The 17,038-nt window shown below is 48.5% G+C and carries 11 protein-coding genes; 10 read left to right on the forward strand and 1 reads right to left on the reverse strand.

The window, feature by feature from the left end; all coding sequences use genetic code 11:
* The 10 genes from VN105_RS29020 to VN105_RS29065 all read left to right on the forward strand — a co-directional run.
* The coding region (locus tag VN105_RS29020) for a TonB-dependent receptor (protein WP_325646863.1) at positions 1 to 3,264 on the forward strand (3,264 nt) is incomplete at its 5' end.
* Between the two features lie 18 nt (positions 3,265 to 3,282).
* Entirely contained in the window at positions 3,283 to 4,767 is a 1,485-nt protein-coding gene (locus VN105_RS29025; protein WP_325646865.1) for a RagB/SusD family nutrient uptake outer membrane protein, read from the forward strand.
* Positions 4,768 to 4,784: 17 nt separating this feature from the next.
* Complete coding sequence (locus VN105_RS29030; protein WP_325646867.1) at positions 4,785 to 5,612, forward strand: LamG-like jellyroll fold domain-containing protein; 828 nt, start codon at positions 4,785 to 4,787, stop codon at positions 5,610 to 5,612.
* 6 nt (positions 5,613 to 5,618) lie between these two features.
* Positions 5,619 to 7,274, forward strand: coding sequence for a glucoamylase family protein (locus VN105_RS29035; protein WP_325646869.1), 1,656 nt, complete (start codon positions 5,619 to 5,621; stop codon positions 7,272 to 7,274).
* Positions 7,275 to 7,286: 12 nt separating this feature from the next.
* Positions 7,287 to 8,600: a glucoamylase family protein gene (locus VN105_RS29040; protein WP_325646871.1), complete on the forward strand. Its 1,314-nt coding sequence runs from the start codon at positions 7,287 to 7,289 to the stop codon at positions 8,598 to 8,600.
* Positions 8,601 to 8,605: 5 nt separating this feature from the next.
* Positions 8,606 to 10,345: a family 43 glycosylhydrolase gene (locus tag VN105_RS29045; protein WP_325646873.1), complete on the forward strand. Its 1,740-nt coding sequence runs from the start codon at positions 8,606 to 8,608 to the stop codon at positions 10,343 to 10,345.
* Between the two features lie 10 nt (positions 10,346 to 10,355).
* A complete protein-coding gene (bglX, locus tag VN105_RS29050) occupies positions 10,356 to 12,653 on the forward strand; it encodes a beta-glucosidase BglX (protein ID WP_325646875.1) in 2,298 nt (765 codons plus the stop codon).
* 130 nt (positions 12,654 to 12,783) lie between these two features.
* Entirely contained in the window at positions 12,784 to 14,184 is a 1,401-nt protein-coding gene (locus VN105_RS29055) for an ATP-binding protein (RefSeq protein WP_325646877.1), read from the forward strand.
* A gap of 10 nt (positions 14,185 to 14,194) precedes the next feature.
* On the forward strand, positions 14,195 to 15,853 hold the full coding sequence (locus VN105_RS29060) for an FAD-dependent oxidoreductase (RefSeq protein ID WP_325646879.1): 1,659 nt from the start codon (positions 14,195 to 14,197) through the stop codon (positions 15,851 to 15,853).
* 10 nt (positions 15,854 to 15,863) lie between these two features.
* Positions 15,864 to 16,127, forward strand: coding sequence for a UBP-type zinc finger domain-containing protein (locus VN105_RS29065; RefSeq protein WP_325646881.1), 264 nt, complete (start codon positions 15,864 to 15,866; stop codon positions 16,125 to 16,127).
* A 33-nt stretch (positions 16,128 to 16,160) separates the two neighbouring features.
* Here the strand turns inward: VN105_RS29065 and VN105_RS29070 are convergent, their stop codons facing one another.
* Positions 16,161 to 16,931, reverse strand: a complete 771-nt coding sequence (locus tag VN105_RS29070; RefSeq protein WP_325646882.1) for a DeoR/GlpR family DNA-binding transcription regulator — start codon at positions 16,929 to 16,931, stop codon at positions 16,161 to 16,163.
* Positions 16,932 to 17,038: the final 107 nt, after the last annotated feature.

Raw genomic sequence — 17,038 nt, forward strand, 5'->3', positions numbered from 1 at the left:
ATGAATTGGACCGCCGTACTGCTGCTGGCAGGTGTGCTCCAGGTATCTGCCAATGCGAAGGGGCAGGGAACAATAACCCTCCGGCTCAAAGAAACAGAGATCGCCAAAGTGCTGAGTAGCATTGAAAAACAAGGCGAATACCGTTTCCTGTATAATAACGCATTGAAAGATATCAGGAAGAAAGTGGATGTGGATGTAACCAACACACGTCTGGCAGACCTCATGAGCGAAATACTGAACAACACAGGCCTTAAATATAAAGTGATTGAGAACAATCTTGTAGTGATCATGGCCAATACCGGTGAGCTGCAGGACATCAAAATCACCGGTAAGGTAACCAGTAAAGATGGAAATACACCGGTGCCCGGTGCTACCATCAGTGTTAAAGGTACTTCCCGCGGAACCGTTACAGGCCCGGATGGCACCTATACGCTCACGGTGCCCGAAAACGCTACCTTACTGGTATCCTTTATTGGTTTTACCAGCCAGGAAATACCGGTGAACAGCCGTTCGGTGATCAATATAGCCCTGGTTGAATCAGTAAGCATGGTGGAACAGGTAGTGGTAGTGGGGTATGGCGTGCAGCGCAAAGTAGATGTTACAGGCGCTATCAGCCAGGTTAAAGGAGAAGAGATCAATAAACAACCCATCAATAACGCGGTAAGCGCCCTCCAGGGAAAAGTGCCCGGTGTTACCATTACCAATATGGGAAAGCCCGGCGCCGCCCCTGAAATCAAGATCCGTGGTGTGGGCACTGTATATGGCAGCGCCAATCCTTTATATGTGGTGGATGGTGTATGGTATGATGATATCAACTTCCTCAACCCTGCGGATATCGAAAATATGAGTATCCTGAAAGATGCTTCCAGTGAGGCTATTTATGGGATACGCGCGGCAAACGGTGTGGTGCTCATTACTACTAAAAAAGGAAAATCCGGCAAACCAGCCGTGAACTATAACGGCTATGTAGGCTACCAGAAAGTGACCAATGATGTGAAAATGGCGGATGCCAGCCAATACGCCACACTGGTAAATGAACTGCAGGAACGCAATGATAATGCTCCCCTGTTTGACGACCCTTCCCAATTTGGACGAGGTACCGATTGGTATCACCAAACACTGAGGAACGCACTGATCACCAATCACCAGCTATCTTTAAGCGGTGGATCAGATAAATCTACCTATAATTTCTCCCTGGGTTATCTGCACCAGCAAGGTTTGGTGAATACCAACGATTTTACCCGCTACACAGCCCGGTTACAAAACGATTTCCAGGTATTTGAACCGTTGAAGATCGGTTACACCGTTACCGCATCTGCCAATAAATCAAATGATGTTCCCGATTTTATCTGGCGCCAGCTATACGCTGCAGGACCCATAGTACCGGTACATTATGCGGATGGCACTTATGGCGATCCGAACGATTATAACCTCGGGGAAGGTGCGAATTTCAACCCGCAGGCAACACTCGACTTTTTCAACCAGTTCACCAGGAAACAAACGGTTACCGGTAGCGTATATGCCGATCTGCAGTTTGCTAAACATTTTACCTTCCACGCCAGTGTGGGCGGGGAATACGGCGAGAACCTGATGCGCAATTATGTGCCCGTGTTTGCAGCTACCATCGCGCAACGCGCCACCAACAGTAAACTCACCCGCGAAAATACCGATACCCGCAACTGGATAGTGGAAAATACATTAACCTATCAGAATAAATTCAGGGACCACGACCTGAAAGTATTAGTGGGCCAGGGGGCACAACGTTATCAAACCTATAAGCTTACTGCTACTGCACCTAATGTGCCGAATAACAGTGAAGGAGATATGTACCTGAGACTGGGCAGTACATCCGGAAGGGAAATAACAGATGAAGGAACCATCTATACCGTGTCGTCTTACTTCGGAAGGATCAATTATTCCTTTAAAAACAGGTACCTGCTCAATACTTCGCTGCGCGCCGATGGCTCCTCCCGCTTTTACGGCGATCAGCGCTGGGGTTACTTCCCTTCTGTAGGGGTGGGCTGGATTGTAAGCGAAGAAAGCTTTATGAAGCAACAGCACTTCTTCGATAACCTGAAATTACGCGGTAGCTGGGGCCAGGTAGGCAATGCCTCCGTTCCTTCCGATATCTCCGTGTTGAAGGTAGCCCAGGACCCTTACCTGACGGCTATTTTCGGGGGTATTGTGAACACCGGCGCCAGCATTAACTCTGTAGTACCCCGCACTACCTACTGGGAAAGAGGCGTGGGCACAGATATAGGACTGGAAGCAAGTATGCTTAATAACCGCTTGTACCTGGAAGCAGGAGTTTACAACCGCAAAACAAAACGTGCCATTTTTGATGTAAATCTCCCGGGGAACCTGGGTACTAACTCCGGTACCATTATCGCCAACCAGGCCGATTTTCAGAACCGTGGCTTTGAACTTGCATTAAGCTGGAAAAGCCAGATAAAGAAAGACTTTACCTACTCCGTTGGCGGTAACCTCGGGTATAACGAAAACAAAGTATTAAGTGTGGTATCTGGTAAAAATCCCATTTACGGCGGTGGCGGTGGTCTCACCAGTGGTGCACTGAGCACCCGTACCATGCTTGACAGACCCATTGGCGAGTTTATTGGTTATTTGGTAGATGGAATTTTCCAGACAGATGCGGAAGCATTGAACTCAGCACAACCCAAAGCAAGGGCCGGCGACTTTAAATACAGGGATGTAAGCGGACCAAAAGGGGTGCCTGATGGCGTTATTGATGCTAACGACCGCGTGCCGCTGGGTAATCCCAATCCACGTTTCAGTTATGGTATCAATACCTTTTTCTCGTGGAAGCAGTTTGATCTTACCCTCGATTTCCAGGGCGTTGCAGGGGTAGATGTATACAATGTAAACCTCGGTGCGCGCTTTGGTAATGAAAATTTTACAAAAGATTTTTATGATAAACGCTGGCATGGACAAGGTACTTCCAATACCTATCCTTCTGCTTTCATCGGCGGCCGCGATAACTACCTGCCCAACTCCTTCTTCGTGGAAAACGGCAGCTACTTCAGGATCAGGAACATCCAGCTGGGATATAACTTCCCCGCTGCTATGACGGAAAAATGGGGCATGAAAAACCTGCGCGTATTTGCAAATGCACAAAATGCGTTCAACTTCTTCCAATACAGGGGATTCACACCGGAAATTGGCGGTAAGATCAGGGAAATGGGTATTGATACTAACGTATACCCACTCTATGCAACCTACAATTTTGGTGTAAATGTTACTTTCTGATAATAAAGCAGACTTGTTATGAAACGAAATACTCAACTTAATATACAACGTTTAGCCGGTGGCGTTATATTGCCGGCGTTACTGGCCATCGCAGGTTGCGGGAAATCATTTCTTGATGTGCCGCCACAGGGGCAGCAGCCGAGCGAGCAGTTCTGGAAAGATGAAGCAGATGCTACCAAAGCAGTAAACGCTATTTATGCAAATCTCCGCGAATGGAAACAGGTAGGGTTTGCCGCCATAGCCATTGAAAGCCTTGGCTCCGATGACGCCGAAAAAGGAAGTAACACAGCCGATGCCAGCTTCCTCAATAAGTACGACGATTTTTCCGTAACCGCCACAGAAGGACAAATCTTCGACTACTGGAGATCACAATACCAGGAAATCAATTTCTGTAACCAGGTACTGGATAATATTCCTGCCATCACAATGGACGAGGCGCTCAAAAGCCGCTATCTCGCTGAAGCTAAATTTGTACGCGCATACGCATATTTCAGGTTGGTACGCGCCTTTGGCGATGTGCCACTGCGTTTGAAAATAGCAGTGGATGCCAGCGAATATAATTTGCCAAGATCGCCAAAGGAAGAAGTATGGGCGGCTATTGAAAAAGATCTGACGGAAGCCGCAGCGGGTTTACCGCCGGCATATCCCGCCTCCGATGCAGGACGTGCCACCAAAGGCGCTGCACTGGCGCTTCACGCAAAGGTTGCCATGTACCTGAAGAAATGGCCGGATGTACTCGATTATACCAACCAGGTAATGGCACTCGGATATACGCTGTTTCCCAATTATGAACAGCTGTTCCGCATCGCTAACGAAAACGCCAAAGAATCCGTTTTTGAAATCCAGTGCCAGCTGATCCTGAACAGTAAAGACGCTTCTAATTCCCAATACTCACAGATCCAGGGAGTGAAAGGCGTTGTAGGCGGCGGCTGGGGCTTCAATGTGCCTACTCAAAGCCTCGTAAGCGAATATGAATCCGGCGATCCGCGGAGAGATGCTACCATCATCTTCAGGGGAGAAACCACACCGGAAGGCGATCTTATTCCTCCCACCGGTGATAACCCGAGGTTCAATCAAAAATCGTATGTGCCTTTCCGTTTGTTTGTAACCGGCTACACAGAAGGCGCTGATCAGAATGTTCGCGTGATCCGCTATTCGGAAGTACTGCTGATGAATGCGGAAGCCGCCAACGAACAAGGCAATACTGCCCAGGCACTTACCTCCCTGAATGCAGTAAGGGCCCGCGCACGCGCTGGTAACGCTGCTATTCTTCCGGATGTAACCACTACCAATAAAGATGCATTACGCAATGCTATCTGGCATGAAAGAAGAGTGGAACTGGCTATGGAAAACGACCGCTATTTTGATGTGATCCGCCAGGGAAGAGCTGCCGCCGTGTTTGGCCCTAAAGGCTTCGTGACAGGAAAAAATGAAGTATGGCCCGTTCCGCAGAATGAAATTGATGTTAGCGCAGGTACACTCACACAAAACCCAGGCTACTAATTTCTAATACAACTACTATGAACTTCAGATATCAAACATACATACTGCTGGCAGCTATCACACTGTTTGCATCATCCTGTTATAAAAAGTTTGATGCCGACAGCTACAAGCCGGCATTGTCGATCGGTGGCTATACCGCCGCTTCCGAAATCGCCCCGGGCAACCTGGTGGCCTACTGGGGGTTCAATGGCGACCTGACAGACAGTGTTTCTAATACAAGCTGCGATAACCACGGCACTTCCTTTACCACCGGTATTAAAGGCAGTGCGCTTAAAGGCGCGGATAAGGCATATGCCTTGTTTACACCGGGAACATCCATCACCGGCCTTAAAGCATTCACCATTTCCCTGTGGGTAAATAATCCGCAAAACACCAACGGTATCGTAGAACTGCTGAGCCTTAGCAATACCAAAAGCTTCTGGGGTAACATCGATATCTTTTTTGAGAACGGCAGCACGGATACAAAGGCCGTGCTGAAAATGCACGTGGCCAGCTCGCATGGAGAAGCATGGCTGGGCAATTATGATGTGCAGAACGTATGGGGAAGATGGACCAGCTTCGCCTTGTCTTACAACGGCGTGGATTCTTTTAAGGTATATGTAAACGGCCTGAGGATCGCCACACAGGTGGTTACCGGCGGAGGACCGCTGCAGTTCGTGAGCCCGGGCAAAATGGTATTTGGTACCTCGCAGTTCCAGACCGTTCCCAGTCTTACTTCTGAAGCTACAGCGCAGGACTGGGCCAGCTATCTCACCGGCGGCCTCGACGAAGTGAGGATTTATAATAAAGCATTGGAAGAAGCAGATGTAAGCGCCCTCGTAAAACTGGAAGGACGGGGTAAATAGTTTTATATGAAGCGTATAGCTTGCTTATTAATGATAATAACAGCAGGATGCAGTAAGGGCGGGGGCGACAATACGTCGCCTCCGCCCGTTACGCCGCCGTCTTTCAGTTTCCGGTCGCTGAGCGTAGACAAAGTGTCTGCCGGCTTTTCCTACTATGGCACAGGTACACAACCCGCTATCAGGATTGCTTTTTCTGATGCAGTACAACGCAATTCCGTTGCGGCAGCCTGTTCCTTTACAGGCAGTAATGGCAACGTGCCGTACAATGTTGCATGGGAGCATGGCGACAGTACCCTGGTGTTAAAACCCGTAACGCCGCTCTCTAACCTTGCCGCCTATACGATAAATGCAGGTGTTGGTTTACTGTCGGTGAAGAACACAAAATTGCAAACAGCAGTGTCCCTCTCACTGGTAACAGCCATAGACAGTACCGACAAGTTTCCCCGTATTTCCGATGATGCGCTGCTTACCCTGGTACAGCAACAAACCTTTAAATACTTCTGGAACTTCGGTCACCCCGTGAGCGGCCTTGCCAGGGAAAGAAATACCAGTGGGGAAACTGTTACTTCCGGTGGTTCGGGGTTTGGCATTATGGCTATTATTACCGGTATAGAACGTCATTTTATTACCCGCAGCGAGGGGCTTTCGCGCATACGGCAAATAACTACCTTCCTCGGCGCCAAAGCGGCGCGCTTTCACGGCGCCTTCCCGCACTGGATCAATGGCAGCACCGGCGCAGCTATTCCCTTCAGTGAAAAAGATAACGGCGCCGACCTGGTGGAAACTTCCTATCTCATCCAGGGACTCCTGGCTGCACGCCAATACTTCAAAAATGCTGATGTAACGGAAACGCAGCTACGAAATGATATCAATGCCATTTGTAACGCGGTGGAATGGAACTGGTTCAGGAAAGATAATGCCAACGTGCTGTACTGGCACTGGAGCAATGAGTATAAATGGGATATGAATATGCCGGTGAAAGGATGGAACGAATGTCTTATTACCTACATTCTCGCTGCATCCGCTCAAACGCCTGTACCCAAAGCCACTTACGACAGCGGTTGGGCAGGCAACGGCGCTATGCGTAACAATAATTCGTATTATGGCATCAAATTGCCACTGGGCCCTGCTTTGGGAGGACCGCTGTTTTTCTCTCACTACTCCTTCCTGGGCATCAATCCCAAAGGATTAAAGGATGCTTATGCCGGTTATGAAGAACAGGTGGTGAATCATACCCGCATCAATTATGCGTATTGTGTAGCCAACCCGGGAAATAATTATGGCTATGGCCCGGATTGCTGGGGACTTACTGCCAGCGATATCCCCAACGGCTATACGGCCAGCTCACCTGCAAACGATGTGGGCGTTATTGCCCCCACAGCTGCACTGTCGTCGTTTCCGTATACACCGCAGGAGTCCATGCAGGCGCTGCATTTTTTTTATTATAAACTGGGCGATAGGATATGGAAGGAATATGGGTTTACAGACGCTTTCTCGCTGCAGCACCTTTGGTTTGCGGACTCTTTCCTGGCTATCGACCAGGGGCCGGTGATAGTAATGATAGAGAACTACCGCAGCGGGTTATTGTGGAACCTGTTAATGAGCTGCCCTGAAATAAAAACCGGTATGCATAACCTGGGCTTTACCAGCCCTCATCTTTAAAAAAGAAAAATAATGAAGTATATACTTTTTGTTGGCTGTTTGTTTTTCCTGTTGCAGCCTGCTATGGCACAAAAGAAAACCCAGGCGCCCCGCCAGAAATTATCAGACGATCAGCTATTGGAACTGGTGCAAAAACAAACCTTCCGCTACTTCTGGGATTTTGGTCACCCGGTATCCGGCATGGCGCGCGAACGCAGCAACAAAACTGATTATGGCGATGAAGTGGTTACCACCGGTGGTACGGGCTTTGGCGTAATGGCTATTATTGTAGCGGCTGAACGTAAATGGATCACCCGCGAAGCCGCGGGGGAGCGGTTATTGAAAATAGTGAACTTCCTCCGCAAAGCAGATAGCTATCATGGCGTTTTTCCACACTGGCTGAACGGCGCCACCGGGAAAACGATCCCCTTCAGCCGTAAAGACGATGGGGGCGACCTGGTGGAAACATCCTTCCTTTTCCAGGGATTGCTCTGCGCCCGTCAGTATTTCAATAATGACTCCCCAACGGAAACGGACCTACGTAATAAGATCAACTGGACCTGGAATGAAACAGAATGGAACTGGTACACGCAAGGCGGCCGCAATGTGTTATACTGGCATTGGAGTCCTAACAACGGCTGGAGTATGAACCACGAAATAAAGGGCTGGAACGAATGTTTGATCACCTACGTACTGGCAGCTTCTTCTCCCCGTTATTCCATCAACCCGGAAGTATATCACCAGGGCTGGGTGAATAATATTTATTTTAGGAACGACCGTACTTTTTATGGCATCAAACTGCCGCTGGGATTCGATTACGGCGGGCCGCTGTTCTTCTCCCATTATTCTTTCCTGGGGCTAAATCCCCATGGGCTGAAAGACCGTTACGCCGATTACTGGGAACAGAACCTGCATCATACGTTGATCAACCGCGAACACTGCATCCGCAATCCAAAAGGATTTAAAGGATATGGCGCCAACTGCTGGGGGCTCACCGCCAGTGATACCTATGATGGCTACAATGCACATTCACCGGAGAACGACTGGGGCACTATTACGCCCACAGCGGCTTTATCTGCTTTCCCGTATACGCCTGAATATTCCATGCAGGCGCTGAAGCATTTTTATTATGACCTGGGAGATAAGATCTGGACGGAATACGGTTTTGCAGATGCCTTCAACGAAAGCAAACAATGGTATGCGGAGTCACACCTGGCTATAGACCAGGGGCCTATTATTGTGATGATAGAAAATTACCGCACAGGGTTGCTGTGGAAGTTGTTTATGAGTTGCCCGGAAGTAAAGCAGGGACTGAAGAAACTTGATTTTGAAATGGCAGAAAAATAGTTGTAATGAGAAGATGGATATATGTACTGATACTGATGTTAATAAGCACGGATACAAATGCACAAACTACCTATTGCAATCCCGTGAATATTGATTATGGTTATTGTCCTATTCCCAACTTTACCACCTGGGGAAAACACCGCGCTACCGCAGATCCGGTGATCGTGAATTATAAAGGGGACTACTACCTGTTTTCAACCAATCAATGGGGATACTGGTGGAGTCCCGATTTGCTCAATTGGCATTTTGTGGAGCGGAAATTCCTGAAACCGTATCATCATGTATACGACGAATTATGCGCTCCCGCCGCCTGGGTAATGGGCGATACGCTGCTGGTATTCGGCTCTACCTATACCAGCGATTTCCCCATTTGGATGAGCACTGACCCCAAAGGCAATAAATGGAAAGAAGCGATAGACTCACTGCAGATAGGCGGCTGGGACCCGGCTTTTTTTGCAGATGATGATGGCCGCCTGTATATGTATAATGGCAGCAGTAACCGCTACCCCCTGTACGGCGTGGAAATGGATCGTACAACCCTGCAACCCAAAGGCACGCGTAAGGAAATGTACCTGCTGGAGCCGGATCGCTATGGCTGGCAACGGTTTGGGGAAAACCTGGATAACACCTTCCTGGACCCTTTCATTGAAGGCGCCTGGATGACAAAACATCATGGAAAATATTACCTGCAATATGGAGCTCCTGGAACAGAGTTCAGCGGCTATGCCGATGGGGTAGTGGTAGGCGATCATCCGCTTGGACCTTTTACACCACAGCCGGATCCCGTTTCGTATAAGCCTGGGGGTTATGCCCGTGGCGCTGGTCATGGCGCCACTTTCCAGGATAATAAGGGCTTTTGGTGGCATGTATCTACCATGGTTATTTCCGTGAAAAACAGCTTCGAGCGGCGTATCGGTTACTGGCCGGCGGGCTTCGATAAGGAGGAAGTGATGTTTTGCAATACCTCTTTCGGGGATTATCCACATTATATTTCCCGGAACGCAGATACCAGTGCTTTTGATAATGCAGGGTTTACCGGCTGGATGCTGCTGAACTATAACAAGCCTGTTACTGTATCTTCCGTATACGGCGGGTATCTTCCCAATAATGCAGTGGATGAAAGTATAAAAACTTACTGGAGCGCGGCTACCGGCAACAAAGGTGAATGGATACAAACAGACCTTGGTAAAGTAAGCCATGTAAATGCAGTACAGGTGAATTATGCGGACCAGGATGCTCCTTTTTTGGGTAAGCAAACGGATATTTATCACCAGTATATACTTTGGTTTTCGGAAGATGGAAAGCATTGGAAGATGCTGGCAGATAAAAGCAAACAACGGAAAGATGTGCCCCACGATTATATTGAGTTAACAAAGCCGGTGCAGGCGCGTTATATAAAAATGGAAAACATTCATATGCCCGGCGGAAAGTTTGCACTCAGCGGGTTAAGGGTATTTGGCAATGGTAACGGCGCCGTACCGGATACGGTGAAAGACCTGCTGGTGCTTCGCACGGAGAAGGATAAACGAAGTGCATGGATCAAATGGTCGCCGGTAGATAACGCCTATGCGTATAACATTTACACCGGCACTTCACCGGATAAATTGTATAGCTGCATCATGGTGCATAACAACAACGACTATTACTTCAAAGGAATGGATAAAGACCGCCCCTATTATTTCTGTATAGAGGCCATTAATGAAAACGGCGTATCAGCCAGAACAAAAGTGATAAAATCTGAATAAAACAAACAGCATGAAACATAAACGTACCCGTTTTAAAAGCGTGGTTGCAGCAGTGATATTGCTGGCTGCGGGCCACGTACAGGCGCAAACATCAACGGCAAAAATGAATACCTTCATCAATGCACTGATGGCGAAAATGACGCTGGAGGAAAAGATAGGCCAGCTTAACCTGCTTACACCGGGTGGCGGCGTGGCAACAGGTTCGATAGTAAGCAGCGATGTGGAGACAAAGATCAGTAAAGGCAATGTGGGTGGTTTGTTTGGGATAATTGGTGTAGAAAAGATCCGGCAGGCACAGGAACTCGCAGTTACCAAAAGCAGGCTTAAAATTCCGCTGATCTTTGGATCGGATGTGATCCACGGATACAAAACCACTTTCCCTATTCCACTGGGACTATCGTGCAGCTGGGATTTACCGCTGATTGAACATAGCGCAAGACTGGCAGCAACAGAAGCCAGCGCCGACGGCCTTTGCTGGGTATATTCCCCGATGGTGGACATTGCCCGCGATCCGCGCTGGGGCCGCGTAGCCGAAGGCTCCGGGGAAGATACTTATCTCGGCTCAAAAATAGCCGCCGCCATGGTACATGGCTACCAGGGAAAACAGCTGGGTGACAAAAACAGCGTAATGGCCTGTGTAAAACACTTCGCCCTGTATGGCGCTGCGGAGGCAGGCAGGGATTACAATACCACGGACATGAGCCGCATCAAAATGTACGAATACTACCTGCCCCCATATAAAGCAGCTATTGATGCCGGCGCGGGTAGTGTTATGACTTCCTTCAATGAAATTGACGGTATCCCGGCTACGGCCAACAAATGGCTGCTTACAGACCTGCTCCGCAAACAATGGGGCTTTAAAGGCTTTGTGGTAACCGATTACACCGCTATCAACGAAATGACGGCGCATGGCCTTGGTAACCTGCAAACCGTATCGGCGCTGGCGCTAAAAGCCGGTGTGGATATGGACATGGTAGGCGAAGGTTTTGTGACCACGCTGCCACAATCGCTCAAAGAACATAAGGTAACACTGGCTGAGATCAATGATGCCTGCCGGCGCGTACTGGAGGCAAAATATAAACTCGGCCTCTTTGATGATCCTTTCCGCTACTGCAATGCCGCTACTGCTGCCAAAGAAGTGCTGAGCGCAGATAAAAGACAGGCAGCACGGGAACTGGGCACACGCTCCTGCGTGTTACTAAAAAACGACCGCCAAACATTGCCGCTGAAAAAGTCGGGCGCCATTGCACTGATAGGCCCCCTGGCCAATAACAAAAGCAATATGCTGGGTACCTGGGCGGTGAGCGGCGATGCCACAACATCCGTACCCGTGCTCGATGGCATGAAACAGGTGGCCGGCAGCGGGGTGCATATCCTTTACGCCAAAGGCGCCAACATCAGCGATGATACCAGTTTTGCCAAAAAAGTAAATGTATTTGGTGAGAGGATTGATATCGATACCCGTACACCGGAACAGCTGCTTACAGAAGCGATTACCACAGCTGCTAAAGCAGATGTGGTGGTAGCGGTGGTAGGAGAGGCCTCCGAAATGAGCGGGGAAGCCGCCAGCAGGTCAGATATCGGTATCCCTGAAAGTCAGCGTAAACTGCTCACCGCACTCGCACAAACCGGCAAACCATTGGTGGTAGTGGTAATGAGCGGACGACCATTGACACTCACCACTGAAAATGAACAAGCTACTTCTTTACTGCAGGTTTGGTTCCAGGGCCACGAGGCCGGTAACGCCATCGCCGATGTTCTCTTCGGAAATTATAATCCTTCCGGAAAACTCACCATGAGTTTTCCCCGTAATGTAGGACAGATCCCCATCTACTATAATTATAAAAATACAGGCCGCCCTCAACCGGAAGGCCCCACCCAGAAATTTCACTCCAACTACCTGGATGTGCCCAATGATCCGTTGTTCCCCTTTGGATACGGATTGAGCTACACCACGTTTAAATACGAAGGACTTACGCTCAGCACCAATAAAATAAGCGGCGGTAAAACGATCGACGTGGCATTTAAGCTCACCAATACCGGCGCTTATGCCGGCGAAGAAATTGTACAGCTGTACCTGAGAGACAGGGAAGCATCCGTTACCAGGCCGGTAAAAGAGCTGAAAGATTTTCAGAAGATAAAACTACAGCCGGGAGAAAGTAAAACCATTCATTTTACGATCGGCAGGGAAAAACTGTCGTTTTTTAACAGCCAGTTGCAATGGGCAGCCGAGCCAGGTACATTCGACCTCATGATTGGCGCCTCGGCTGCCGATATCAGGCTGAAAGACGCATTTGAATTGCAATAAGCAGCTATATCTTTATTACTGGTTAAAAGAAAGCAGGGTCGCCCGCATGGGCGGCCTTTGCTTTTTGGAGTACCAGTAAAAACCGCGACTGAAAGCTTATATTTGAAAACAGACTTTAAGCGCTTTTTATATGGAACCCATCACTGCCATTCAATTGAAAAATATTCCTTCCCTGAAGGAAGTGCCGCTGGAACAGCTGCAGTGGCTGATTTCCCAATCGGAAGAGAAACTGGTGCCGGAAGGAGAACTGTTGTTTAAAGCCGGCGACCCGGTAATAGCCACCATCATTCTGATTTCTGGTAAAGTGCGTATCTCCGCCACCATCAATGGCCACTACCGGGAAATTGTGGAACTGAACGATGATAATATCACCGGCTGGCTTCCGTTTTCCCGGGTAAAGAACGCCATTGGAAATGGTCTTTGCCTGAAAGATACCAGGGTGCTGATTTGCCCGGCGGAAAAGATCAAAACACATATTGAACAGCATTACGAACTAACAGAAGCGCTCGTGCATATTATGACCACCCGCGTGCGCGAAACCACGTCTTCCCAGCAACAGAATGAAAAAATGATGGCGCTGGGAAAGTTATCTGCCGGACTGGCCCATGAACTGAATAACCCGGTATCAGCCATCTGCAGAAGCTCAGATAACCTGTTTGAGAATGTTAGTCATATTCCCGCCATATTTAAAGAGATGGCGGCACTGTGCTTATCACAGGAGCAAACCACTGCTATTGTGGATAACCTGCAGCAATGGCAGGCCGGCAAACCAACGAAAGCAATATCCGTACTGGAGCTTTCCGATAAAACGACTGCTATCGAGGACTGGCTGGACAGCAAAAACATCTCCCGGATAGAAATAGCAGAAATACTGGCAGAATATGGTGTGGAACCCGCTGCATTAGAGGATTTCAGCAGGCTGTTCGATCCTGCGCACCTGGATGTGATTTTCAGCTGGATACACGGCGCACTGGAGGCAAACAGGATGGTAAGCGACCTGCAGATCTCTTCAAAAAGAATTTCAGACCTGGTAAGCGCCGTGAAAAGATATACTTATATGGACCAGGAACCGGACAAACAATTTATAGATATTCATACCGGTATCCGCAACACACTCACCATGCTGGACTACCGGTTCAGGAAAGGCAACGTGGAAATAGTGGAAAACTATGATGCCTCATTGCCCAAAATAAAAGCCCTGCCCGGGGAACTGAACCAGGTATGGACCAACCTGGTGGATAATGCGCTGGATGCCATGGAACCCGGCAAAAAAGGACGGCTGGAAATAGCCACCACAAAGGACCGGCAATGTGTGCATGTTACAATTACCGACAACGGACCAGGGATTCCCGAAGAAATACAGTCGCGTATATTTGAACCTTTCTTTACCACCAAAGACCTGGGAAAAGGAACAGGGCTGGGATTGGATGTGGTATCGCAGATTGTACAGCGTCATCGCGGATCTGTGAAACAAACCTCTGTACCAGGCAAAACAATTTTTACCATTTCATTTCCCATAGAGAATAATTAATGAAGAAGATATGAGCTTGCCAATAATATTTGTTATAGATGATGACAGACAGGTGCTGAATGCGATCACACAGGACCTGAAATCATATTACCGTAAATCGTACCGGATCTTAAGCACGCTTTCTGCCAACGAAGCATTGCAAAGCCTGGTAGAGCTGAAAAACAGGAACGATACGGTAGCCATATTTATTTCTGATCAGCGGATGCCGGAAATGGAAGGCGTTGATTTCCTGCAACAGGCCATGGAAATATTTCCCGCTGCCAAACGGGTATTACTTACCGCTTATTCGGATACCAACGCAGCTATAAAAGCCATCAATGAATTACGGCTGGATTATTATTTGCAAAAGCCCTGGGATCCGCCGGAAGAGAAATTGTATCCTGTTATCAATGATCTGCTGGAAGACTGGCAAACCAATTACCGGCCTGAGTTCCAGGGGATCAAAGTAGTTGGTTATCCTTTTTCGTCTGATGCTTACCGCATCAAGGAATTTCTGGCCAGCAACCTGATTCCCTATCACACTATTGATGCCGGCAGCGACGAAGGAAAGTTGTTGTTGCAGCTGAATAACCTGGATACATCGGCATTACCGGTGGTAATACTGGAGCAGGGAGAAGTAATGCCGTCCCCGGCCATCATTGATCTTGCCGCGAAAATAGGGTTGAATCCCACGCTTAAAAATGAGATCTACGATGTGGTGATCATTGGCGCCGGACCTGCAGGGCTGGCGGCTTCTGTGTACGGCGCATCTGAAGGATTGAAAACGCTGCTGATAGAACGGCATGCACCGGGCGGACAGGCAGGCACCAGTTCCCGTATTGAGAACTATCTTGGCTTCCCGTCGGGACTGAGCGGGGCGGAGCTTACCCGGCGCGCTATTACCCAGGCTACCAGGTTTGGTACGGAATTTTTATCGCCGCAGTCGGTGAAGGAAATTAAACTGAAAGCAGATTATAAGATCGTTTGCCTGGAAAACGGAACCGAAATAAATGCCAGGGCAGTAGTGATTACTACGGGAGTAGACTACCGTAAGCTGGATACTGCGGGCATCGCACAATTTACCGGTGCAGGCATTTACTACGGCGCCGCTACCACGGAAGCTGCCTCCTGCCGCGACCGGAGCGTGTATATACTGGGTGGTGGCAATTCAGCCGGACAGGCGGCCGTATACCTGTCGAAGTTTGCAAAGGAAGTATTTATCGTTATCAGGAAAGAAAACCTGAACGCTACCATGTCATCTTACCTGATAGATCAGATCAGTGAGATTGCCAATATCGCTATCCTGAACAACAGCGAAATAGTGGAAGCATCGGGCACCGACCGGCTGGAGCAGCTGAAAATAGAAAACCTGCAAACCCATGAGGTAAAAGAAGTACCTGCTGATGCGTTGTATATTTTTATTGGTGCAAGGCCTTATACCGAATGGCTGGGTGATCTTATCATCAAAGATGAAAAAGGTTATGTACAAACCGGGCGGGAAATGAAATCATTTGATTATTTTGGTAAACTGTGGAAGCTGACGCGTGATCCTTACCTGCTGGAAACCAGCTGCCCCGGCATCTTTGCGGCCGGCGATGTAAGATCAGGCGCTATGAGCCGCGTGGCCTCCGCTGTGGGCGAAGGCTCTATGAGTATTAGCCTGGTGCATAAGTACCTGGCGGAAGTTTAAAATATTTTTTATGGCTTTATGTTCACACCTTGAAGCAATTACGGAAGTAAAAGTAAGCAGTGATCATGTTTGCGAAGAATGCGTAAAGCATCATGGCAAATGGCTGCATCTGCGTACCTGTCAGACCTGCGGTGTTACACTTTGCTGCGACGATTCGCCAGCAAAGCATATGACGCAGCATTTTCATGAAACGGATCATCCGGTGATAGCCTCCGCAGAGCCGGGTGAGCGGTGGTTGTGGTGTTATAAGGACGGGGCGTTTGCGGAGTATTGAAAATAACAGAAGGGGAAGGCGATAGTCTTCCTCTTACACCACCGTTACTTTCACACCCATATCTTCCATTTTCTTAACAATATGTTCTGAAATACCGCTATCAGTTATCACTTCATCTATTTCTTCCAGGGAGCAAATGCGCCCGAAACCTCTTTTGCCAAATTTGCTGGAATCTGCCAGCACAATGGTTTTCTGGGCGGTAGCCATCATTTTCTGGTTCAGGTGCGCTTCCATGATATTGGTAGTGGTAAGACCAAATTCCAGGTCGATACCATCTACACCGAGGAATAGTTTACTGCAGGAAAAATCTTCCAGTATCTTTTCTGCATAAGACCCGGTAACGGAAGTAGAGCTGTTGCGCAGATGACCACCAAGCTGGATGACTTCTATCTCCGGCCGGCGAAGCAGTTCCAGCGCCACATTCAGCGCGCCCGTGATAACCGTAAGATGCCCCTTGGGCAGGATGTTTTTTGCCAGCGCCTGTACAGAGGTACCGGAGGCAATAATGATGGCATCATTCGGCACTATCAACGCGGCGGCGGCATGACCTATCAGTTGTTTTTCTTCCCGGCGTATATTCTCTTTTTCATTCACCGGTTTATCCATCGTATATGGATTGTGAACGGTAGCGCCCCCGTGTGAGCGGAACAAAAGCGACTTATCCTCCAGCAGCTTCAGGTCTTTTCGTATAGTCACTCCCGATACATCCAGCTCCTTACAAAGCTCCAGTACATTAACATATCCTTTCTCGTGCAGCTTGCCGAGAATAAACTTATGACGTTCTGCAATATTGATCATAGACATATCAGATAAAAGTAACGTATTAAAATGTGTTGGCACGGGATCATCTGAAAAAATACTGATTACAAATATCCGTGAATTTTGTTTCAATTAGTTAAATATAGTTACAT

Origin of the sequence: Chitinophaga sp., from assembly GCF_035564935.1 — a bacterium.
Classification (GTDB): domain Bacteria; phylum Bacteroidota; class Bacteroidia; order Chitinophagales; family Chitinophagaceae; genus Chitinophaga.